This is a genomic window from Paenibacillus sp. 19GGS1-52, assembly GCF_022369515.1.
GTDB lineage: Bacteria > Bacillota > Bacilli > Paenibacillales > Paenibacillaceae > Paenibacillus_AQ.
Genome location: NZ_CP059724.1, coordinates 6379155 through 6400072 on the forward strand (window position 1 = coordinate 6379155; position 20918 = coordinate 6400072).

The 20918-nt window shown below is 48.6% G+C and carries 18 protein-coding genes and 1 pseudogene; 3 read left to right on the forward strand and 16 right to left on the reverse strand.

Annotation, left to right across the window (positions count from 1 at the left end; all coding sequences use genetic code 11):
• Positions 1 to 281: 281 nt before the first annotated feature.
• From def to H1230_RS29270, 9 genes are all read right to left on the reverse strand, one after another.
• Entirely contained in the window at positions 282 to 878 is a 597-nt protein-coding gene (gene def / locus H1230_RS29230; RefSeq protein WP_239717633.1) for a peptide deformylase, read from the reverse strand.
• Positions 879 to 959: 81 nt separating this feature from the next.
• Positions 960 to 2252: a stalk domain-containing protein gene (locus H1230_RS29235; RefSeq protein WP_239713270.1), complete on the reverse strand. Its 1293-nt coding sequence runs from the start codon at positions 2250 to 2252 to the stop codon at positions 960 to 962.
• A 103-nt stretch (positions 2253 to 2355) separates the two neighbouring features.
• Positions 2356 to 2646 carry a hypothetical protein gene (locus H1230_RS29240; RefSeq protein ID WP_239713271.1) on the reverse strand — a complete coding sequence of 97 codons (291 nt, stop codon included), beginning with the start codon at positions 2644 to 2646 and terminating at the stop codon, positions 2356 to 2358.
• Between the two features lie 12 nt (positions 2647 to 2658).
• A complete protein-coding gene (locus tag H1230_RS29245; RefSeq protein ID WP_239717635.1) occupies positions 2659 to 3543 on the reverse strand; it encodes an inositol monophosphatase family protein in 885 nt (294 codons plus the stop codon).
• An 82-nt stretch (positions 3544 to 3625) separates the two neighbouring features.
• Entirely contained in the window at positions 3626 to 4396 is a 771-nt protein-coding gene (gene fabI, locus H1230_RS29250; protein WP_239713272.1) for an enoyl-ACP reductase FabI, read from the reverse strand.
• A 138-nt stretch (positions 4397 to 4534) separates the two neighbouring features.
• A complete protein-coding gene (uvsE, locus tag H1230_RS29255; protein ID WP_239713273.1) occupies positions 4535 to 5554 on the reverse strand; it encodes a UV DNA damage repair endonuclease UvsE in 1020 nt (339 codons plus the stop codon).
• Positions 5551 to 5868, reverse strand: a complete 318-nt coding sequence (locus H1230_RS29260) for a hypothetical protein (protein ID WP_154121061.1) — start codon at positions 5866 to 5868, stop codon at positions 5551 to 5553. The genes uvsE and H1230_RS29260 overlap by 4 nt, the downstream gene beginning before the upstream one ends.
• Positions 5869 to 5900: 32 nt before the next feature.
• A complete protein-coding gene (locus tag H1230_RS29265) occupies positions 5901 to 6992 on the reverse strand; it encodes a D-alanine--D-alanine ligase (RefSeq protein WP_239713274.1) in 1092 nt (363 codons plus the stop codon).
• A gap of 20 nt (positions 6993 to 7012) precedes the next feature.
• Entirely contained in the window at positions 7013 to 8038 is a 1026-nt protein-coding gene (locus H1230_RS29270) for an amidase domain-containing protein (protein WP_481857099.1), read from the reverse strand.
• A gap of 206 nt (positions 8039 to 8244) precedes the next feature.
• Between H1230_RS29270 and acnA the strand changes: the two genes are divergently transcribed.
• Positions 8245 to 10989, forward strand: coding sequence for an aconitate hydratase AcnA (gene acnA / locus H1230_RS29275; RefSeq protein WP_239713275.1), 2745 nt, complete (start codon positions 8245 to 8247; stop codon positions 10987 to 10989).
• Positions 10990 to 11373: 384 nt separating this feature from the next.
• On the opposite strand, the gene H1230_RS29280 is transcribed toward acnA, so the two are convergent.
• Both H1230_RS29280 and H1230_RS29285 read right to left on the reverse strand, forming a co-directional pair.
• On the reverse strand, positions 11374 to 13146 hold the full coding sequence (locus H1230_RS29280) for a cellulase family glycosylhydrolase (protein ID WP_239713276.1): 1773 nt from the start codon (positions 13144 to 13146) through the stop codon (positions 11374 to 11376).
• A 185-nt stretch (positions 13147 to 13331) separates the two neighbouring features.
• Positions 13332 to 14075 (reverse strand): IclR family transcriptional regulator, encoded by a 744-nt coding sequence (locus H1230_RS29285; RefSeq protein ID WP_239713277.1) that lies wholly within the window; start codon positions 14073 to 14075, stop codon positions 13332 to 13334.
• Between the two features lie 246 nt (positions 14076 to 14321).
• Here H1230_RS29285 and H1230_RS29290 point away from each other — a divergent pair, with 246 nt between their 5' ends.
• Together H1230_RS29290 and H1230_RS29295 are read left to right on the forward strand one after the other, a co-directional pair.
• Positions 14322 to 15350: an alpha/beta hydrolase gene (locus H1230_RS29290; protein ID WP_239713278.1), complete on the forward strand. Its 1029-nt coding sequence runs from the start codon at positions 14322 to 14324 to the stop codon at positions 15348 to 15350.
• Positions 15351 to 15433: 83 nt separating this feature from the next.
• Positions 15434 to 16570 (forward strand): Fe-Mn family superoxide dismutase, encoded by a 1137-nt coding sequence (locus H1230_RS29295; protein ID WP_239713279.1) that lies wholly within the window; start codon positions 15434 to 15436, stop codon positions 16568 to 16570.
• A 99-nt stretch (positions 16571 to 16669) separates the two neighbouring features.
• On the opposite strand, the gene folE is transcribed toward H1230_RS29295, so the two are convergent.
• The 5 genes and pseudogenes from folE to H1230_RS29325 all read right to left on the reverse strand — a co-directional run bounded on the left by folE (position 16670) and on the right by H1230_RS29325 (position 20702).
• Positions 16670 to 17263, reverse strand: a complete 594-nt coding sequence (gene folE, locus H1230_RS29300) for a GTP cyclohydrolase I FolE (RefSeq protein WP_239713280.1) — start codon at positions 17261 to 17263, stop codon at positions 16670 to 16672.
• 52 nt (positions 17264 to 17315) lie between these two features.
• Complete coding sequence (locus H1230_RS29305; protein ID WP_239713281.1) at positions 17316 to 17579, reverse strand: YneF family protein; 264 nt, start codon at positions 17577 to 17579, stop codon at positions 17316 to 17318.
• A 105-nt stretch (positions 17580 to 17684) separates the two neighbouring features.
• Positions 17685 to 19441: pseudogene (gene queG / locus H1230_RS29315) on the reverse strand (tRNA epoxyqueuosine(34) reductase QueG).
• Between the two features lie 41 nt (positions 19442 to 19482).
• A complete protein-coding gene (lepB, locus tag H1230_RS29320) occupies positions 19483 to 20100 on the reverse strand; it encodes a signal peptidase I (RefSeq protein ID WP_239713284.1) in 618 nt (205 codons plus the stop codon).
• A 182-nt stretch (positions 20101 to 20282) separates the two neighbouring features.
• Positions 20283 to 20702, reverse strand: a complete 420-nt coding sequence (locus H1230_RS29325) for a GNAT family N-acetyltransferase (RefSeq protein ID WP_239713285.1) — start codon at positions 20700 to 20702, stop codon at positions 20283 to 20285.
• Positions 20703 to 20918 lie beyond the last annotated feature (216 nt).

Sequence of the window (20918 nt, forward strand, 5' to 3'; positions counted from 1 at the left end):
ATGAAACTTATTATTATCGCTGCTTGGGCATAAATATACTTTTTAAAAACATGCTTTCGAATCCTGTAGATAAACGTAAAAAGTATCAGTATTGCCAATAATATATAGATGGTGGTCATCATGTATGTATCGCCCATATAATCCCCCTTATGTAAGCAAAGCTCCCGCATTCAGTCGCTATGATTAATGATTGTATCACTATTCGTATGTAACCTATAAATTCTTATCTTTCAAAAGAAACGGCCATTCTCCCACATCGGGACAACGGCCGTTAACTTTGGTTATTTACTCCTCTGTTCATACAGACTTCGGATCTCCACACCCTGCGGCAGCTTGAATGGATTCTCTTTATTGATCCGATCAAAAAACATAATGCCATCCAGATGATCTATTTCATGTTGGACAACGATAGCTTGGTAGCCCTTAAATCTCAGGACAACCTCCTTGCCATCCAGATTATAAGCCTTCAGTTTAACTGTTTCATACCTCGGTACAAAACCATGTATCGGGCGGTCAACGGACAGACAGCCTTCGCTTTCCGGCAAATAAACCATGGACAGTGAATGACTGATGATTTTGGGGTTAAACAGAGCATATTCGACAATATTCCCCAACGCATCGGTCAGATACATCGCGAACATCCGCTGCGTTAGACCAATTTGATTCGCAGATATCCCTACGCCAGAGCGCAGCTTGTATTGGGTTGAAATCTCCGAATTCTGGCTATTCTTTAGGAACTGCATCATACATTGCAGCGCCTCGTGTACCTCCTTCTGCGGGGGAAGCTTAACTGGTTCCGTTACAGTACGGAGTACAGGATGGCCTTCCCGTACGATATCATCCATTGTAATGATATAATCGGCATTAAATTTAGCAATCAACAACATTCATCCACCTTTGCCTTGCAGGCTTAATTTAATATGAACAGGGTTATGCGTATTAATATTAGAATATGCTGCTTATAGATTTATGAAAGCTGTCCGCAGTTGGCTGCTATAATTCACATCAAAACCAAGACCTGTAGCCAGTGCAGCGAGTGGTAAGTAGGTTTTATCCTCTTTGCCGACCTTTTGCAGAAATGCTGGTGTATCAATCGCTACATTTGCCCCATTTACCTTGATGAACTTCGCGCCGATTGTAATAACGACTGTCCGTCCACCGTAGATAATCGTTGCACTGGAGGTTTTGTTATCCCACTTCCCGGTTGCTCCTACTGCATTCAGAACATCTTTTAGCGCCAAAAAATTCTGGCCGTTCTTAAGAATCGGCTTATTGGGGGTGTTCAACTCTACCCCTTTTACAACAATCGCCATCGGTGCAGCCGCAGATGTCATCGCGGTTACTGCTGGTGTACGATACGCTCCCCATTGCAGCTCAGCAAACACTCGCGCGATCTTCTCATATCCCAACTGAGTCGGATGGAAATCTGGGTCGCCTGCCCCAATAATATGTGTCAGCGAACCCTCCACACCTGCGAACTGTGCCGCTACATGAGCTACCAGCACTGGCGCATCCTTCTGGTTCACACTTGCAGCGGCACTATCCACTACAGCTGTTAACTGGGCTGCTGCAGTCATCAGCTCGCCATAAGCCGCGCCAACAGCAATTCTGGGAGCTGGCTGATATTGATCGGCCAGTATAATGGTCGCCTGTGGATTTACCGCTCGGATATTCCCCAATACAGCCAACACATTAGTATTGTAAGTAGCTAGCCGCTGTTCCAGCTGGGTCTGGAAATCATTGTCCGCAAGCTCCTTCGCCTGCAAGAATAGGCTGCTCACATCATTTCCGCCAATCGTAATGGTAATAAGATCGGCTTCTGTAAGCTCCGCTCTCACCTGTGGAACTAGAGCTGCAAACTGGGCAATCCGTGGATCAGGAAGCCCTGCTTGAATTCCGTCAGGGGTTGTCGCCGTGCCCTCTCGGATGGCTTCCGTATAATTACTTAATCCGGTTGTAGTCAATCCCAGAATTCCGTAATTGCTCAGCTCGCTTCTGCCATGATACCAGCCTTGCGTAAGCAATCTCTCGGCGTATCCGTAGGGCTTTGTGCTTTCCGTCATTCCCGGCTCATAACCGGCTGTTATGGAATCCCCAAGCGCTACGATGCGAAAGACATCCTGCTGTGGGCTTTGTGTTACAGTCGCCGCTTCTGCCGCGTTAGCCGACCCAGCACCTGCGCTTATCAGTACAGAGAATAACAGCAGACTACTTGCGCCAGCTACCAGAGTCTTTTTATAAAAGTTCAGCATCGTATCTCTCCCCATTCGTAATAATTCTATTCTACCATTCCGGCCAGCTGTGCAAAAGAGCGGTTCCCGTATCCAGGAAACCGCTCTTCAGTATGATCCGTGGTTATTCTTGATCCTTGCCGGATTTCATATCCTGTGCTTGGCTAGAAATACCTTTCAGGTCAGAATTCCCACGAGTACGTTCCAAATACTTGTCGTACCGGTCATCCAATTCATGACCCATCTTACGGTAACGCCGCGTCTCTTCCACAATGGGATCAAGTGTGGTCTGGATACGAATTTCATATTTGGGTGAAATTTGCCGAATCTCCTTGGCCGTCCGGTCTTCCTGCTCCATCTCGCCATCTTCCAGCAGTTCGCTCAGCTTGCGCTCCAAATCATCTTTTTCGCTCATGCCAGTAACCTCCTACAACTTATATCCGGTTGCTTCAGCATCCACCAGGGATTTCACCAGATAATCATGAATACGTCCATTACTTGCTACTATATGACGCGTACCGATATCATACGGTCTTCCCAGTGTATCCGTAACCTTCCCGCCTGATTCTAAGATAAGCAGTACGCCCGCTGCACAATCCCAAGGGTTCAAGCCGACTTCCCAATAACCATCTACCCGACCCGCGGCTACATAGGCCAAATGCAGTGCAGCAGAACCGCCTGCGCGTATACCGCGAATCTGTGGAAGCATGCTTTGCAGTCCCGCCATATTCACTGGCTGCGCAAATTCCCGATCTGGAGGAAAGCCCATAGCAATCAGGCTGTCTCCAAACTCACTTTCCACAGAAACCTGGGTAGGAACCCCATGCATGTAGGCGCCTTTTCCTTTTTCAGCAACGAACATTTCGTCCCGAATAGGATCATATATAACACCGACTGTTAATTCACCTCGCACCACCAATGCAATAGAGACGCAGTAGAACGGAAATCCGTGCACGAAATTGGTGGTGCCGTCCACAGGATCTACAATCCATAAAAAATCGTTCTCCCGGACTTCTTCCACTGCTGCTGTAGCCGCAGCTGCGCCTGGTGCAACACCCTCTTCTCCGAGAATAGCATGATCGGAATAATGTGTCAGAATCAGCCTGCGGATCATCTGCTCCACGCCCTTGTCCACTTCTGTAACAAGATCCTGGGCTGATGTCTTGGTGCCGAGTTCTTTTACCTGCCCCTGTCTGCTCTTGATCCATTCCCCGGCCTTGGCAGCAGCGCTAATAGCAACAGCTGTGTATCCCTTGCCACTAACCACATAAGGTTCCCTTTCATTCTTGTTATTAGGATCTATAGGACTCATCTCTTCACTCCGCTTTCTTAGAAATAATCGCCATCTCCAGGTCACTGCCATTCCTTGCACAGTGGACTCCACAGCATGAACGTTAACCGCCGATGATGTGGTAACCTCCATCGACATAAATCACTTCTCCAGTAATCCCGCGTGACAGATGACTCATCATAAACATCGCCGTATCTCCAACTTCCGCCGTATCCGTTCCCCGCCGCAGCGGTGCCTTTTCCTCTACAATACGGAGAATAGTGTTGAAATCACTAATTCCTTTTGCCGACAATGTACGAATTGGCCCTGCTGATATTGCATTCACACGAATATTGTCAGGTCCAAGATCACTTGCCAAATAGCGGACTGAGGCTTCCAGTGCCGCCTTAGCTACACCCATCACGTTGTAATTACGCAACACACGCTGCGATCCCATATAAGTCATCGTAAGGACTGATCCACCCTCTGTCATTAGAGTATGCAGACGCTGTGCTACAGCAACCAGTGAATATGCACTGATATCGTTCGCCAGTGCAAAGCCAGCACGAGAGGTATCGGCAAAACGCCCTTCCAGATCTTCGCTCTTCGCATATGCAATACTATGAACAATACCGTGAAGTACGCCGAAATGCTCCTTCAGCTCTACAGCAAGATTGTCAATATCAGCATCCACTGTTACATCGCAGGGCAGGATTACCGAATCTGGGAGAGTCTCTGCCAGCTTACGCACCCGGCTTTCTACTCGTTCGTTCTCATATGTAAATGCAAGGCGTGCTCCTTGTTCAGACAAGCTTTTGGCAATTGCCCAAGCGATACTGCGGTCATTCGCCACGCCCATAACAACAATATTTTTGCCCGTGAGCAATTCTCCCATTTCCTTAACTCCTTATAAAAGTTTCATAGAGCCTAAGCTCTACTCACTCCTCAGTTTCATTCAACGTACCCTATTTCTGGTTACTTATCAAGTAAAGACTAACCCCGTGTTTTGAAGATAACCTCATATTATCCTAGTTTAAGGTTCAATATTAACGCTAGCTCCATCTAATAGAGTAATTCCGTTGCCCGCTTGCGCCAGCTCTTTCAGCGCCTCCATTAATTCGAACAAGGCTCCGTCTTTCGACTTCGCTTCGAGCATCGCATCAACCGCAGGAGTGTCAGCCGCAATACGCTTCAGAAAAGCGAGCAAGGGCGCAGGCTCTACTCCATCCGCATGACTCCGTGGCTCAGATGGGCTGCGAGGACTTGAAACGTGAATTTTAGGCGGCAAAAACTCTCCCGCTTGAACATCCTTCAGCGCTAGTGGAGACTTCCATGTTCGTTGAATGTCGGGCCAGAGCTCCCACGGAAGCTCCCCTTCATTGTTCACCCATTGGTGGTGAATATCCAGCACCATCGGCAGGCCGAGATTCCGGCTTACAGCCAGCGTCTCCACTGCATTAAATGTCTTGTCATCATTCTCCAGCGTAATACGTTCCTGCAGCTCTGCGGGCAGATCAGCAAAATGCTCCTGAAACCGCGCCGCTGCCACAGGCTTGTCCCCATAAGCACCGCCAATATGAATATTATTCTTAACGGTTGCCTTTAGTCCCATGGCGTTCAGCATATCTGTATGGTGCCATAAATCCCGAATAGAGCTATCCAGCACCTCGGGACGGGGTGTACTAAGGGGTGTACTAAGGACTGTAAAATGATCGGGATGAAAGGATACCCGCAGCCCATGTTTCTTGATATATTGTCCCACTTCGGCAAACTCCTCAACCAGCGCCGCAAAAGGATTCCAATCCTGCAAATCAGGGTGCGTCGCGAGCGGAATCAGCTTGGAGGTGAGACGGTAAACCTTAATCTCAGAAGCAACATTGTGCTTTAATAGACGCAGCGTATTATGCAGGTTCATGCGGGCGATGTTCTCCAGACGACGCAGCGCAGCTTCGCGGTCGTCCAGCTTCTTGAAAGTGGCCATTGTCATCGTCTTGGATGGAGAGCAATCCTTGATAACAGTGGACATTGCCACATAACCGAACCGCACAATCATCTCTGTTCCCCAAAAAACATCTCATAAGCCAATGCAGTCTGCACTCTGGATTCTTCTTCATTCAGCTTACGCACCAGATCCATCTCTACAGCGGTAACCTCATGTCCCTGGAAATTGATTTCGGCGATCGAAGCCGATATCTTAACAATGGCGACGGCAACATTCTCAGGGGTATAAGCAATTACCTTCTCCCCGGTCGGATACACACGGAAACCTTGCTTCACCATTTTGGTGCGTCCATACTCCAACAGCTCGTACAACTCCTGCTCATTCTTAAACTTACAGATCGAATTGAATTCCATTTGAAAACCCATCTTTCATCTCTCCTTTCTTGGCCCATTACAAACTATTCGTTATCGTACTTCAAGCTTTGTCTGTAATCATATCGCTCCAGTGCCAGCTCAATCATACGGTCCAGCAGAGCGCTATAGGATAAACCAGTCTCACGCCACAACAGTGGATACATACTGTATGGAGTGAAGCCTGGCATCGTATTGACTTCGTTAATCAGAATCTTGCCGTCAGACTTGCGCAGGAAGAAGTCCGCCCGTGTAATTCCGCTACCCTCAATCGCCCGGAAAGCCGCTATCGCCGCATCACGCAAATGGTCAGCAACCTCGGAATCTACAGGTGCCGGAATCAGCATTTGCGATTTGCCATCCGTATATTTTGCAGCATAATCATAATATTCTCCGGAAGAGACGATTTCACCCGGAACGGAGGCCTCAGGTTCATCATTGCCAAGCACACTGACCTCCACCTCACGGGCATCCACGAATTCTTCAATAATTACCTTGGTATCATAACGAAAAGCGAAATCGACAGCCTTGATCAGACTTTCCTTGTCATTAGCTTTGGAGATGCCTACACTTGAGCCCAGATTGGCAGGCTTCACGAATACCGGATATCCCAGCTTATCCTCTACATCGACAATAAGCTCGTGACTCTTACGTTTCCAGGCGCTTACATTAAAATAACAGTACTCGCATTGATCCAGACCGGCTTCTGCGAACAGCTTCTTCATCACAACCTTATCCATTCCTGCCGACGAGGCAAGAACGCCTGCCCCGATATACGGAATATTCGCCATTTCGAACAGGCCTTGAATTGTTCCATCTTCGCCGTACGTACCGTGCAGCAGCGGGAACATCACATCTATTGTCTGCTCTCCACCGGACAGTCCACTAAACACCGCGTTCAGAGCAGAACTCATATCCTCAGAAGCGTCGGCAAGCTTAAGCAACTCAATTCCGCTGAAAGGGGCTCCTAATATCCCCCCAACTTTCCACAGTCCTTGCTTGGAAATATAAAAAGGTACAATTTCGTATTTAGCGTAGTCAAAAGCGTTCATGACTGCAAATGCCGTCTGCAGCGATACTTCGTGCTCTCCGGATTTGCCTCCGTATACCAGTCCTACGGTCAATTTTGTGTTCCCCATATCCTTAACCTCTTCCTCTATTATAAATAGTCGTTAATATGAAAAAAACGGTATACCGTTCTGTCGGTCCACGCGTAGGAATCCCGATAATCCCAGAAGCGGTGACGGCTGCTAACCGTACGTGCATTTACCAGCGGCATGCCGCCAGCATCAAAAGCCGTAACGATTGTGCTGTGCTGATAGAGGCCATTGCCATCCCAATCATATTGGATGACATCACCGAGCATCAGTTGCTCCGGGCGTTCCATGACTTCAGCGCGCAATCCATGGCTGCGGCTCCCGCTCAAATAGCGCTGCAGACTGTCTGAAACTGCCCAACTGAAGCTCCACCATTCCTGTGCACCATTGAAGCCTTTGTACCACCAGCCCGTTTCTCTTTTACCAGTATAGTTGATAGGTGCTTCCCCTGCAAAGAGACATTGGGAGACATAATTAGTACAGTCTACGTCAAAAGTTTCGAACTCGGGATTGCCGTCTTTCCACCAGCGGTCGGCATATGCAGCCGCCTCCTCGCGACGGTAACGAACTTCCCTAGAACCAGCAATCCCGCCGAATATATTCTGATTCAGCAAAGGCTGTGAGGGCTGCGGAGCCGGTACAACCTCACCCCATTTGGAGAATCTCCCTGACGGCTCAACCTGAGCCCGCGGCATAGAGCTCCTTTCAGGTATGCTGCGCTCTACAGCAGCAATCTCCCAGCCATCGCCGTCCCGTACAAACGTCAGCCGCTCCGTCTCAATGGTATCCTCACGGTGGTTCAGGCCGCCTTTTTCATAATAAAGTGCGCTGTGCAGTGCCACCTCGGCTACTACCTCGGACGGAGTCTGCCGAACAGTTCGCAGCGTTCTTACTCCCGTCTCCCCGCGCAGCGGAGTGATACCTCGCTCCTTATACCATTCAGCAAGGCGGCGTGAGCGTTCCCCTTGTTCCAGCAAAAAGCGCGGATCTTTGACAGCAGAACGACGCGGCTCAGACTTAGGTTCCACCCGTCCCCTGTTTAATTGATCTACATAGACATATAAACTTTGCTTCCATTGTTGCTCCATTATTCTTACCGCCCCTTCTTCCCCCTGTTTGGCTGCTATCCTATGTATATGAGGGAAAGGTTGCAGCTATACAGATAGAATTGGGCAGGCGAAATATGGGTCTCAAAACAGGAAAAAAAACTTTACTACCCTCAATGTAACCGTTATACTTAAATAACATGCAATATGAAATTGAGTTTCAACAGATGAAACAAGGAGGCGCAAATATGCCAAGCAAGGATCATTTTTCGCTGGCCCGCACCCTGGAATCCGGCGGCAAAACTTATCGCTATTTCCATCTACAATCCCTTGAAGAACAAGGGGTGGGTGATATTTCTTCCCTACCATTTTCCATTAAAGTATTACTTGAGGCTGCTGTCCGCCAATACGACGGACGGGCGATTACTGAAGATCACGTGAAACAACTGGCTGGCTGGTCAGGCGGCATCGACCGCAATAAAGAAATCCCATTTATCCCGGCCCGGATCGTGCTGCAGGATTTCACCGGAGTACCCGTGGTAGTTGATTTGGCAGCTATGCGCGATACCGTTAAAAAAGCAGGCGGCGATCCCAAGAAGATCAATCCCCTCGTACCTGTTGACCTAGTTATTGACCACTCGGTTATGGTTGATGCTTTCGGCACTGCGGATTCTTTGGATTACAATATTAATGTTGAATTCGAACGCAATGAGGAGCGCTACCGCTTCCTACGCTGGGCGCAGACTGCCTTTAACAATTTCCGAGCAGTTCCTCCATCTACAGGTATCGTGCATCAGGTTAATCTGGAGTATTTGGCTTCCGTAGCGACTACCAAGACTACTGACGGCGAAACTGTAGTCTATCCCGATTCCCTTGTGGGAACAGATTCCCACACCACGATGATCAACGGTCTTGGTGTTGTGGGCTGGGGCGTGGGCGGTATTGAAGCAGAAGCAGGCATGCTGGGTCAGCCGTTGTATTTTGTCACACCAGATGTGGTGGGCTTCAAGCTGACAGGCAGCCTGATTGAAGGCGCTACGGCAACCGATCTGGCACTGACCGTAACGCAAATTCTTCGTAAAAAAGGCGTCGTCGGCAAATTTGTCGAATTCTATGGCCCCGGCCTGTCCAACATCAGTCTGGCTGACCGTGCTACCGTTGCCAACATGGCCCCGGAATACGGAGCTACTATCGGTTTCTTCCCTGTGGATGACGAAACGCTGAATTACCTCCGCAGCACTGGACGTCCGGATGAATTGGTGGCGCTGGTAGAAACCTATTACAAAGCACAAAACATGTTCCGTACTTCAGATACTCCGGACCCGCATTTCAGCGATGTCATCGAGCTTGATCTGGCGTCTGTTGTTCCGAGTTTGGCTGGACCGAAGCGTCCCCAAGACCGAATTGAACTTACGCACATGAAAGAGAACTTTGAAGGCATTATCCGTACACCGGTAGACAAGGGCGGCTATGGTCTTAACGATGAGAAGATCGCTCAGGTTATTGAAGTGGAGCATAAGAACGGCAGCACCAGCAAGCTCAGCACTGGCGCAGTTGTTATTGCTGCCATCACGAGCTGTACTAACACTTCCAATCCTAGTGTAATGCTTGGAGCCGGTATATTGGCTAAGAAAGCTGTCGAACGCGGACTGACTAGACCCGGTTATGTTAAGACAAGTCTGACTCCAGGATCGCTGGTCGTTACAGAATATCTGCAAAAAGCAGATCTGCTGAAGCCACTGGAAGCACTGGGCTTTTACTTGGCTGGTTATGGCTGCGCTACCTGTATCGGCAACTCCGGCCCACTGCCGGATGAAGTCAGTCAGGCCATCACGGATAATGATATGACGGTCGCTGCTGTAATATCCGGTAACCGTAACTTCGAAGGTCGTGTGCACGCTCAGGTAAAAGCGAACTATCTGGCTTCACCGCCGCTAGTTGTCGCTTATGCACTGGCTGGGACAGTTGATATAGATATGCAGACTGAACCTCTCGGATATGATCCACAGGGAGAACCTGTCTTCCTGAAAGACATTTGGCCTACTTCGCTTGAGATTCATGAAGCCATTGGCCGCTCTCTGAGTCCTGAGATGTTCCGCCGTAAATATGAACATGTATTCACCGCTAACGAACGCTGGAATGCTATTCCTGTGCCGGAAGGCGAATTATATGAATGGGATGACAACTCCACGTACATCCAGAATCCACCTTTCTTCGAGCACCTAGAAGACGGTCTTGACGATATTCAGAATATTACGAACGCACGCGTACTGGCACTCTTGGGCGATTCTGTGACGACAGACCATATCTCACCAGCCGGTAATATCACCTCATCCGGTCCGGCAGGCGAATATCTGCGCGGACATGGTGTTGAGCGTGCAGACTTCAACTCCTACGGCTCGCGCCGTGGTAATCATGAAGTAATGATGCGCGGTACATTTGCCAATATCCGTATTCGCAACGCCGTTGCTCCAGGTACAGAAGGTGGCGTAACGACCTTCCTGCCAAGTGAAGAAGTCATGTCAATCTATGACGCTTCCATGCTGTATCAGTCTGCTGGACAGAATCTAATTGTTATCGCTGGTAAAGAATACGGTACTGGCAGCTCACGTGACTGGGCCGCTAAAGGCACGCTCCTGCTTGGTGTCAAAGCCGTTATAGCTGAGAGCTTCGAGCGGATTCACCGCAGCAATCTGGTCGGTATGGGTGTACTTCCGTTGCAATTCCAGGAAGGCCACGGCTGGACCAGCCTGGGACTGACTGGACGCGAGACGTTTGATATTACCGGACTGGATAACTATGTGTTACCAGGACAGGAGCTTACCGTCACCGCTACCCGCGAAGATGGTACGAAGTTCGACTTCCCAGCCATCGCCCGACTCGACAGCACTGTTGATATTGATTACTACCGCAACGGTGGTATTCTGCAGACTGTACTTCGTCAGATGCTGGCGGATGCCACAGCTACAGAGACTGCTCTGCCCGTAGAGTAACTTTCGCATTAAGTACAAAACTTAACAAACGAGCCAATCTCCAGATTATTGGAGACTGGCTCGTTTTCGTTTTTGATCCGTAGAGCGACCTGTGACGAACTCCGTACTATAAGGAGCGAACTGAAGTTGATCATTTAACATGAATTTCTGCTGTTAATATGATCAAAATACCTCTTAGAAGCTAATTAACATGAATTTCTGCCTCTATTTTGGTTCTAGAAAGCTGAATTCCGGCATTCAGAGAAAAATAACGGCATAAAATGTAGTTATTTTGTAATTTAAGCATGAATCCAAAGATTTAACAGCATGAAATGCCGTTAAATCAAACAAGCCTCCGGAGACTAGCAAAGCTCAAGTATGAAGAGATCTATAATTCCTTTTAAGTTAGGGCTCAATTCCATAGATCAAGCTGCCTTTATAATAAGCCGTGATCCGGTCCCAAGGCAGATAAGAATCATGTTGGGCATCAAAGGAATAATCATTCGCTCTATTATAGGGACTCCAGTCATTTTTGTTAAAACGCAGCTTCATCTCACCCGTTGTCTCACCGGGAAGCAGCTTGCCCGCAGTTGAAGGAAACCCAATCTCTACGTATACATCCGCTCCGTTTCGCGGAGCAGCAAGCGCAATAAATCTTCCGGTAATGTTGGCATTCCCAAGCTTGGCATAATCCACATAAAAGGACTGTTCCTTTATCCCCTCCGCCGTATACCAATAACGCAGCACGATATCACTAAGAGACAGTGAAGCAGAACCTTCGTTAAGCAGCTCCATATTGGCGTGAATAGATTTGGCATCTGCCCCAAGCTCACTGCCTTGATAAAGAAGTGAGACCTTCAACCCTGTGATATCTCTACTGCTGGCTCTCGGCAGTGATATCTTCTGCTGATCTGCAGCAGGAGTTGCCGTTGGCTGCTGTATTGGAGCTGAACTCACCCGGGCAGTTGACATAGGCACATTCACCGAAAGTACAGGATTACTCACCTTCCCGCCAGCTGATATAGACTTATTCATTATAGGAGTCAGCATTTTCTGTTTAGCCGCGTTCCACGTTGTCCAGTCATCCTGCAGCAGACCACCGGTATCTCCACTATTCGGATTCAGCGTCCAGTAGGTCCAATATAGCTTATTGTTGGCAATATACCGTACTAAGGCATTCTGCCACTTTCCTTCTAGGGAAACGGTATCAACTGCCCGCCCACCGAACTCACCGATAAGCACCGGAGCAATTCCTTGCTTATGAATATACCCCCAGTTGGCATCCCAAACTGCGCTCAGATTAGTCGGGAAATTGGCCGCATGGAACCAGGACTGATCCGACACGCCAGGTCCATAATCATGAGGCGAATACACAACACGTCCGTCTATCTTAAGCTTAACCGGATACGCCGCGACACCCTTCAGGTTGCCGCCCCACCAACTGGAGCTCGTCTGCCCCTTTACATTCTTCTCTACTCCTTCAACCAATATTAGCCACTTACTGTTAACAGCACCAATCGCATTGCCTGCCCGCTGGGCAGCAAGTCGCCAATCCGTGCGGGTATCCCCTGTGCCCCAGCTCGCCTGGCCATGCGGCTCATTATGCAGATCTGCACCAATGACAGTCGAGTTGCCTTTGTAGCGCTTGGCAAGCATCGTCCAGTCCTTAATCCAGCGCTCCTCCGAATAAGCAGCAGTATACCAGAGCTCTGACTGTGCGCCAGAATCCGGACGATGCCGATCCAAAATAATCTGTATACCACGCGCTCCGGCCTTCGTGACCAGCTTGTCCATGATCTCAATGGGCTTCAAGCCTTTGAGATCTGGATTTTTGCTGTAATCCACTCCATTTACTACCGAGGTGCTGTTAAACATTTCATTACTGAAAGGCAACCGAATAAGGTTATACCCTTGCTGCTTGACCTGATCGAGCATGTCATTCATGGAGCGACTCCACAGGCCGTGCGGGGCGTAATTCGCGGTCTCAAAACCAAACCAATTAATCCCATTAAAAATCGCCTGAGTCCCTCCAGCATCCAGGATGCGGTTCCCTTCTGTATGATAAAACCCTTTTGCACTCGCTGCTGAAGTTACTGGTGCTGTAACGCCTCGAACCGTTCCGGCCACCAGAGCAAAAAGGATCACGCTAAGCCAAATTCGATACATGGATCTCCTCATAGAATAAGCCCCCTCATATATGAATTACCCAATCCATCGGAAGTCAGCCGTTATTTTCGTAGAAATCTTCCCTTAAGCCGTTTCAGCGAGAAAGAGAAGGATAATTTATGGCGTGAAACTTATAACTTCTTCTCTTTAGAAAAAAGAAAACGACCCCATCTATCACAGGATCGTTTGAGCTACAACTACGGAATCATCATGCCCATTTCACTGGCGGCTTCGTTCAGAACTGCTGCGTACTCGACCAGCGTCTCCTGGGAAAGCCTGCTGACTGGACCCGAAAGGGATAAGGCTGCCACTACATTTCCGCTGCGTCCGGTAACGGGAACGGCCACCGCTGCCGCACCAGGTTCACGTTCCTCAAAGCTGGTCGCATAACCCTGGTGGATAATCTCTTTCAACTGTGTTCTATACACTTCTCGTTCGATGGAACTCGGCCAGCCTGGTCCTTCCAGCAGTTCGACCAGCACTTCCGGTGGAGCATACGCGGCCAGAACCTTGCTTGAAGCACCAACGGACAATGGCAGGCGCGCACCGATCTGTGCTACCCGCCGAATCGCCTGCTGGCTCTGCACGGCCTGAATGCGTACACGCTCAATGCCATCACGTAAATAAAGACTAACCGTCTCTCCCAGGCGGTCGCGCAATCGTTCCATAGCCGGCAGCAGCAAAGCAGCTGACTCGTCAAAGGCAGGCAGGTGCATTGACAACTCCCAGATGCGGATGCCTAGCCGATATTTCTCCGTTGCTGCATTGCGGATAAGAAAACCCTTCTCCTCCAAAGTAGTCAGCAGACGATGTACAGTACTCTTATGTAAGCCAATCTGTGAAGAAATCTCCGTTAACCCCAAATCACTAGTCCGCGTAAAGCAAAGCAATATATCAAGCGCACGGTCTACCGCGCGTACTGTCAGTTTGCGGTCCTCCACAGTAATTCCTCCCCTTTGTTTCACCAAATGAAACACGGTTACAATATTATTTATAATTAGTTCTATCTTAGTGCAAAAGTCTACGCAAAGTCCAGCAGATTCACAGAGTGGAAAGGAATGGGTGGCAGTTTACATTTAGATTACAAAAGGACCTAATTCATTGACTTTGTAAGGGTATAAACATACGATTAAATATATGAATTACTTAGCCTATGCTCAATAACTAAACTTTTAGGAGGGGACCTTATGGATCTCGCACCATCCCACACCAGTACACCGGTCTCCCGCCAACCCAAAGAGCAAAAGTCCGGCCTGCCGATACCACCGACCCAGCTCTCACTGCGGACGATCCGCATTAAGCATATTATCGTAGCTCTGCTGTTATCCGTATTTTTCTTTTTTGTATTCTGCTTCATCGCCCTGCATGCCTATATCGCCTGGGTCCTGTCTAATCCGACTGTCGCCCCACTATATTCCAATCCTTCAATGGCCAAGGGTCTACCCTATGAGAATGTGACCTTTCCGGCAATTGACGGCAGCCGGACCTTGCAGGGATGGTACATTCCAGTCAAAGGAGCTACCAAAACGATCGTCTTCAGCCATGGCTACGGCGCTAATCGCGAGGAAACATGGGTACCGATGTACGATCTCGCTCACTATGCGCACAGCCTGAACTTCAATGTCGTAATGTTTGATTACGGCTTTGCCTCCCAGACCAATAAGGATATCGCAACCGGTGGCAAAAAAGAATCCAAGCAACTGCTTGGCGCCATTCAATTCGCTAAGGAACGCGGAGCAAGGCAGATTGTGGTCTGGGGTTTCTCCATGGGTGCGGGCACCGCATTGCAGGCAGGACTGGTGACAAAAGACGTCGATGCCATGATTCTGGACAGTACCTTTTTGCTGGAGCCTGATACGCTCTATCACAATATTAAGCATAATATTAACCTGCCCCGTCAGCCTTCCCTAGAGATTATGGAGTTGCTCTTCCCAGTGCTGAACGGCACGGGCTTGAATCAGATTCCTTATTCTAAAGTGAAGAAGGAGGATTATCCTTTCCCGATTCTATTCCTGCACGGCACCTTGGATGAAAAAGCACCTTACCCTATTGCTGAAGAGCTTGCAGCAAACCAGACCAACCCGTACTCCGACTCCTGGATTGTAAAAGGCAGTCATCATGAGCTGCTATTCCGTGAGCATCCACGCGAGTACTTGCGGCGCGTTTCCGCTTTTCTTGGCAATGTGGCTTATGCGAAATCCCAAGAAACAAAATAAAGAACCTCCCAGACCCTTCATAAGCTTCCTTAGCCGTTCATATAATGGACTGTTGAAGACTTATGACGGGAGGTTTGCATGTAATGCTATATGTATACGGACCGCTGCTGCCCTTGCGTATTCTAGAAGAAATCGTATTCTGGAAGACTCAAGAGAAAGAGCATACCGAGGTTATAAAAGCGCTCGTGCCTAACTTGGAAGAGCCTTATGTAAAGCTGTTAAATGAATGGGCAGTCGTCTTTGGTGCTACAGAGCAAGCGGCAAGAAATTTGCTCGAAGCTGCACTCGCACCTGCACCTATGCCGCACTTAGTACTTATTGCCGAAACCGAGCAATTGCTGCATATTGCCTGTGTTCAATCGCGTGAGTTCGTCCGCCAGCTATATGCCTTAATGGAAGGCAGTGCTGCCGTGAATGCGCAGCCTTTGGCCGGAGTTGTCATCCTGCATATTATTCGCGAATCAGAGTATTTTCTAGCCGTTCTCGAAACACTCACTACTCCCGGTCAGCTATCTAGACTAGCAAGTCTTTACACAGAGAATGATGAACTACCAGCCTACACATCCACGTTATCCGAAGTTCGGGAGCTAGCTTCCGTACCCATTGGTGGTCACACCTTGCCTCCATTACCTTATGCTTATAATGCACTCGAACCACATATCGACGAGAAAACGATGAGAATACATCACGACAAGCATCATCAAAGCTATGTAGATGGACTCAATAAGGCTGAGACCAAACTGGCTGAAGCCCGTAAGAAGGGGGACTTTGACCTCGTTAAACATTGGGAACGGGAGCTTGCCTTTAATGGGGCGGGGCATTATTTGCACACCATCTTCTGGAATGTAATGTCTCCGCAGGGTGGTAGACGTCCAACCGGAGCGCTGCTTGCGGACATTGAACACAGCTTCGGAAGCTACGACAGCTTTAAGCAGCAGTTTAGTGAAGCGGCAAAAAACATAGAAGGCGGCGGCTGGGCCATACTCGTCTGGAGTCCGCGCAGCCATAGACTGGAGATACTTACAGCAGAGAAGCATCAGAATCTCTCACAGTGGGATGTTGTTCCCCTATTGGCCCTAGATGTCTGGGAACATGCTTACTATCTGAAGCATCAGAACAATCGTGCCGACTATATTAAAGACTGGTGGCAAGTCGTCAATTGGCCGTATGTGTCCGAGCGTTACGCCGCTGCCAGTAAGCTGATCTGGCAACCCTACTGATAGGAACACACAAAGTGAGCGCATAATGCCTATTTCCAAAATCCGCAGCAAAGAACCCGCCCTTCGCTATTCTGAGGAGAACGGGTTCTTTGTTATATGCTAATCCTTAATTAAAGTCAGAAACTCCGCCCGAGCAGCGGCATTCTCACGAAAAGCACCTCTGGCTGCCATCGTTACTGTCTTGCTGCCAGGCTTCTTCACTCCGCGAGCACACATGCACAAATGCTCTCCCTCTACAACAACCATAACACCGTGGGGTCCAAGCACCTCTGTCATAATATCCGCGATCTGTGCCGTCATCCGCTCCTGCACCTGCAAGCGGCGGCTTACCGCTTCTACCAATCGAGCCAGCTTGCTAAGTCCGGCGATACGCCCACTCGGAATATACCCGATATGCACTTTGCCGAAAAATGGAGCCATGTGATGCTCACATTGACTGTAAAAGACAATATCCTTGACGATAACTAGCTCTTCATAGGACTCATCAAAGGTTACGCCGAGCGCCTCGCGGGGATCTATCGAATAACCGCCGAATATCTCCTCATACATCCGCGTGACACGCGCTGGCGTTTCCAGCAGTCCCTCGCGTCCGGTGTCTTCCCCGATTAATTCTAATATTTTCTCAACGTGATACTCGATCTGCTCACGGTTCTTCGAAACCTCATCGTTTAAGTAATCCTTGATGTCCCCCATGAAATCTCCCCCTTCCGCACCCGCGTAAACATTCTATCTATATCGGGATCGGTTACTTGCTGCTCTTACGGTTATGTCCTTGACCTTTACCAGTCGCTGGAGCGCGACCTGCCGCAGGATTCTTGGTCTTCATCATTTGCTGAGCACGCTGCATTTGCTTGCCGTTCAGGTTATAACCCATTTGTTTAGCAACCTTTTGCAGCATTTCAGGATCATTCTGCATCGTAGTCATTTGTCTGCGCAAATAATACACACCAATGAAGAATCCACCGATCAGACCCACGACCAACGTAATAATAGGTAATGCAATGTTCATCTAATGTCCACCTCTGTACTCTATTGTCTACAACGCCTTTTTGGCGCGCGAATCTATCATAGCATTTCAAGAACTGGACAGCAATTGTGAAAAATTCACACAGCGTTAGAACAGATACGCTCCCGCTTCGTTTCCCTTTGCATGCTCAGCTTCAAGCTGCAGCAGACGGCTTTTGATCGCTAAACCTCCAGCATAGCCAATCAAGGAGCCACTTGCGCCAATCACTCGGTGGCAGGGCACAATTATTGGTATTGGATTACGGTTGTTCGCACCCCCGACGGCACGCACAGCCTTAGGATTGCCTATCAATAGGGCAATATCTTTATAGGATGCGGCTTCTCCATAAGAAATGGTGCATAGGGCTTCCCAAACCTGCAGTTGAAATGCCGTCCCTCGCATATCTAGTGGAAGTTCGAAGCTCTGCAACCTTCCGGCAAAATAATCTTCAAGCTGCACTTTGGCTAACGCAAATCGCTCTTCATCGGCACATAACTCGGCAGAGCCAAAACGGGCTTTGACCCATTTCTTAATATCCTCCTGAGTGTTCATAAAGCTCCCAAATTCCAGTAAACACAGCCCGATCTCTGTTGTACACAGCGTGAGTGGTCCGATCAAGGATTCTAATTCACTATAATATACGACCGTTTCAATGTTACTCTCCGCCAAGATGTTCATTCTCTTGTTTCCTCCCGCTTAAGCAGCTTGTCCTGTGCCCTGTGCAGCATTTGCTGAACCGTAAGGTCTTCCTCTCCCAAAAGTGCCTGTTCCACTGCTGACAGAGCCTCTTCGCCACCAATGCGTCCCAGTGCCCAAGCTGCGGTACCACGCATCTCCGGGCGAGGCTCCTGCAGTAGAATTTCTGTCAGTTTCGGCACAGCGCCAGCCTCCTTGAAATTGCCTAAAGCGATGATCGCATTGCGCTGCATCGGCTTCTTACCTCTCCAGGCTGCTGAGCTGCTGCCGAACTTCTCCTTGAACTCACGGTTGCTTAACTCCAGTATCGGCAGCAAGAGCGGCTTGACGATGTCGGGATCAGGCAACAGCTGAGGTCGGTGATCCCAGTTCTTCCCGCGGTTATGCGGACAGACAATCTGGCAGGTATCACAGCCGTATAGCCGGTTGCCGATTTTGGTCATGTGGTCCTCACTCAGGAAGCCCTTGGTCTGTGTAAGGTAAGAAATACAGACCTGTGCATTAAGCTGTCCCGGACCCACCAGCGCTCCGGTAGGACAGGCATCAATACATTTCGTACAGTCCCCACAACCTTCCTGCACAGGTACATCTGGAGGGAAGGGAATATTTGTCACCATCTCGCCAAGATAGATCCATGAGCCCCATTTGGGAGAAATGATGGCACAGTTTTTGGCACTGAAGCCAATCCCTGCACGTTCAGCTACCGCCCGGTCTACAAGTACGCCCGTATCGACCATACTCTCCAGCACGGCATCCGGTACTCGCTCGCGGATGAAGCTCTCTAGCTTAGCCAGTGCCTCACGCAGTACATGATGATAATCCCTACCCCAAGAAGCACGGGCCAAGATCCCTCTGCGGGCACCCGGTTCAGATTTGGGGGGATTCTGCATTTTGGACGGATAGGCTACGGCAATGGCAATAATGGACATCGGGTCGCCTGACTTCAGAGCGGGAATCGTCCGTTTATTCAGATCTGGTTCCTCAAAGCCGGATTCATAACCCTGATCCCGGTGCTCCTGCAGGATGTTTTTCAAATATAAAAATGGCTCTGCCGTAGCAAAGCCAATATCATCAATGCCCAGTGATGGCGCAGCCTCTATAATTTCAGCTTTGAGGTTGGCCCACTTCGAAGGCGGGAGTGCATAGGTTGACTGAGAATCATTGTTCATTCCGCCTTCTCCTTTTCATATAATATCAAGAGGCTTTTCGCCTACAGTGCATTCAGTTTGGACAATGGCCACCAAATATAATCCACTCTTCCCACAATACTGTCTCCTGGAACGAAACCGAAATAACGGCTGTCCTTGCTGGCTCCAGCATGTCGGTTGTCACCCATCACAAAATAGCTTTCTTTCGCTACGGTCAGCGCAGCAAAATCAGGGTCCTGAATCTCGGTATCGATATAAGACTCGTCAACTACTTTGCCGTTCACGTATAGTTGGTGTTTCTGTACTTCAACAATATCACCCGGTATGCCAACGACCCGTTTCACTAGATATTCCTTGTGGTCTAGACCCAAGCTTGGATCATGCAGAACAATGACATCCCCTCGCTTCGGGCTCGTGAACGTCAGTGTAATTTTATTAATAAACAATCTTTCGCCTTCTTGCAGTGTCGGCTGCATAGATTGGCCTTTGACCGTTGATAGATTGAATACAAAAATATTAAGCAACGACATCACTACAAAAACAGCGGCAGCGATAATTAGCCAATCCTTCATAGCCATGAACCATCTCTGCCCTCGTGCGATTTTGGAGGCTTTGTGTATGACAGATCTTTGCTTCTGCTTGCGGCTTCGCATGAATGGTTCTTCAAGTTCCTGACTCATATGCCACCCTCTTGCTCTCTCGTTAATGAATTAGTCTTATAACAATAGAAAAGCATATCTCCCAGCCATTTGCAACGGACTTGGGATGATATGCTTCAGTATAATGGAACAGACTATTCAGTCGCTATAGTTCTCTACTCAGTAAAATGTTTCCGCTTACGCAGTACCGAATTTCTAACAAATTATCCGACAATGCTGAGCTTACGTACCGATTTAAAAAGTTGATTCTCATCATAGCCCATAGCTTCATACAGCGGTAATGCAAAAGAATTATGCTCATCGACGGCGACAAAAATACCAGTAACCTTGCGCGATTGAAACCTATTCTCCATGGCCGATACAAGACTTCTACCGACTCCTCTGCGGCGATAATCGGGATGAACGGCAATACGGAAATAACAGCCGTGGTTCTTCTCGATCGTGCCGATTAGCACACCAACAATCTCTCCTTCTTCTTCAGCAACTACAATGAGATCTGAATCCCATGAAAGCTGCCTGGAGAAAGGCTCGATGGTGTTCTCGAAACATTCTTCCGAAAGTGCGGTCTGCAGCAATTCAGTTACAGGACTAACGTCGCTTAATTGAAAGGAACGTACGTGCATTCTTTAAAGTCTCCCTTTTCTATGGCTTAGAATTTTACAAAAAGAAGGAGTTCCCATAACACTGTAGAGACGTAAAAAGCATCAAAAAACGAGGAATACCTGCTTTTAAATCTATTAAAGCATACTTTTCTCGTGATATCATCACTTTTCTTTTGTAAGCGCTTGATATGAAGCGTTTACATTTGATTTCGTCACAATATTTCTTTAATAAGGAAA

Bases quoted from the DNA above. Each gene is read 5' to 3' on its own strand.
- H1230_RS29240 (WP_239713271.1), bottom strand. From the start codon at position 2,646: ATGAGCGAAAAAGATGATTTGGAGCGCAAGCTGAGCGAACTGCTGGAA.
- H1230_RS29295 (WP_239713279.1), top strand. From the start codon at position 15,434: ATGCTATATGTATACGGACCGCTGCTGCCCTTGCGTATTCTAGAAGAA.
- H1230_RS29265 (WP_239713274.1), bottom strand. From the start codon at position 6,992: ATGGGGAACACAAAATTGACCGTAGGACTGGTATACGGAGGCAAATCC.
- H1230_RS29325 (WP_239713285.1), bottom strand. From the start codon at position 20,702: ATGCACGTACGTTCCTTTCAATTAAGCGACGTTAGTCCTGTAACTGAA.
- H1230_RS29260 (WP_154121061.1), bottom strand. From the start codon at position 5,868: ATGGGTTTTCAAATGGAATTCAATTCGATCTGTAAGTTTAAGAATGAG.
- H1230_RS29245 (WP_239717635.1), bottom strand. From the start codon at position 3,543: ATGAGTCCTATAGATCCTAATAACAAGAATGAAAGGGAACCTTATGTG.
- fabI (WP_239713272.1), bottom strand. From the start codon at position 4,396: ATGGGAGAATTGCTCACGGGCAAAAATATTGTTGTTATGGGCGTGGCG.
- acnA (WP_239713275.1), top strand. From the start codon at position 8,245: ATGCCAAGCAAGGATCATTTTTCGCTGGCCCGCACCCTGGAATCCGGC.
- H1230_RS29290 (WP_239713278.1), top strand. From the start codon at position 14,322: ATGGATCTCGCACCATCCCACACCAGTACACCGGTCTCCCGCCAACCC.
- folE (WP_239713280.1), bottom strand. From the start codon at position 17,263: ATGGGGGACATCAAGGATTACTTAAACGATGAGGTTTCGAAGAACCGT.
- H1230_RS29235 (WP_239713270.1), bottom strand. From the start codon at position 2,252: ATGCTGAACTTTTATAAAAAGACTCTGGTAGCTGGCGCAAGTAGTCTG.
- H1230_RS29305 (WP_239713281.1), bottom strand. From the start codon at position 17,579: ATGAACATTGCATTACCTATTATTACGTTGGTCGTGGGTCTGATCGGT.
- uvsE (WP_239713273.1), bottom strand. From the start codon at position 5,554: ATGATTGTGCGGTTCGGTTATGTGGCAATGTCCACTGTTATCAAGGAT.
- H1230_RS29280 (WP_239713276.1), bottom strand. From the start codon at position 13,146: ATGAGGAGATCCATGTATCGAATTTGGCTTAGCGTGATCCTTTTTGCT.
- H1230_RS29270 (WP_481857099.1), bottom strand. From the start codon at position 8,038: ATGGAGCAACAATGGAAGCAAAGTTTATATGTCTATGTAGATCAATTA.
- lepB (WP_239713284.1), bottom strand. From the start codon at position 20,100: ATGAGTCAGGAACTTGAAGAACCATTCATGCGAAGCCGCAAGCAGAAG.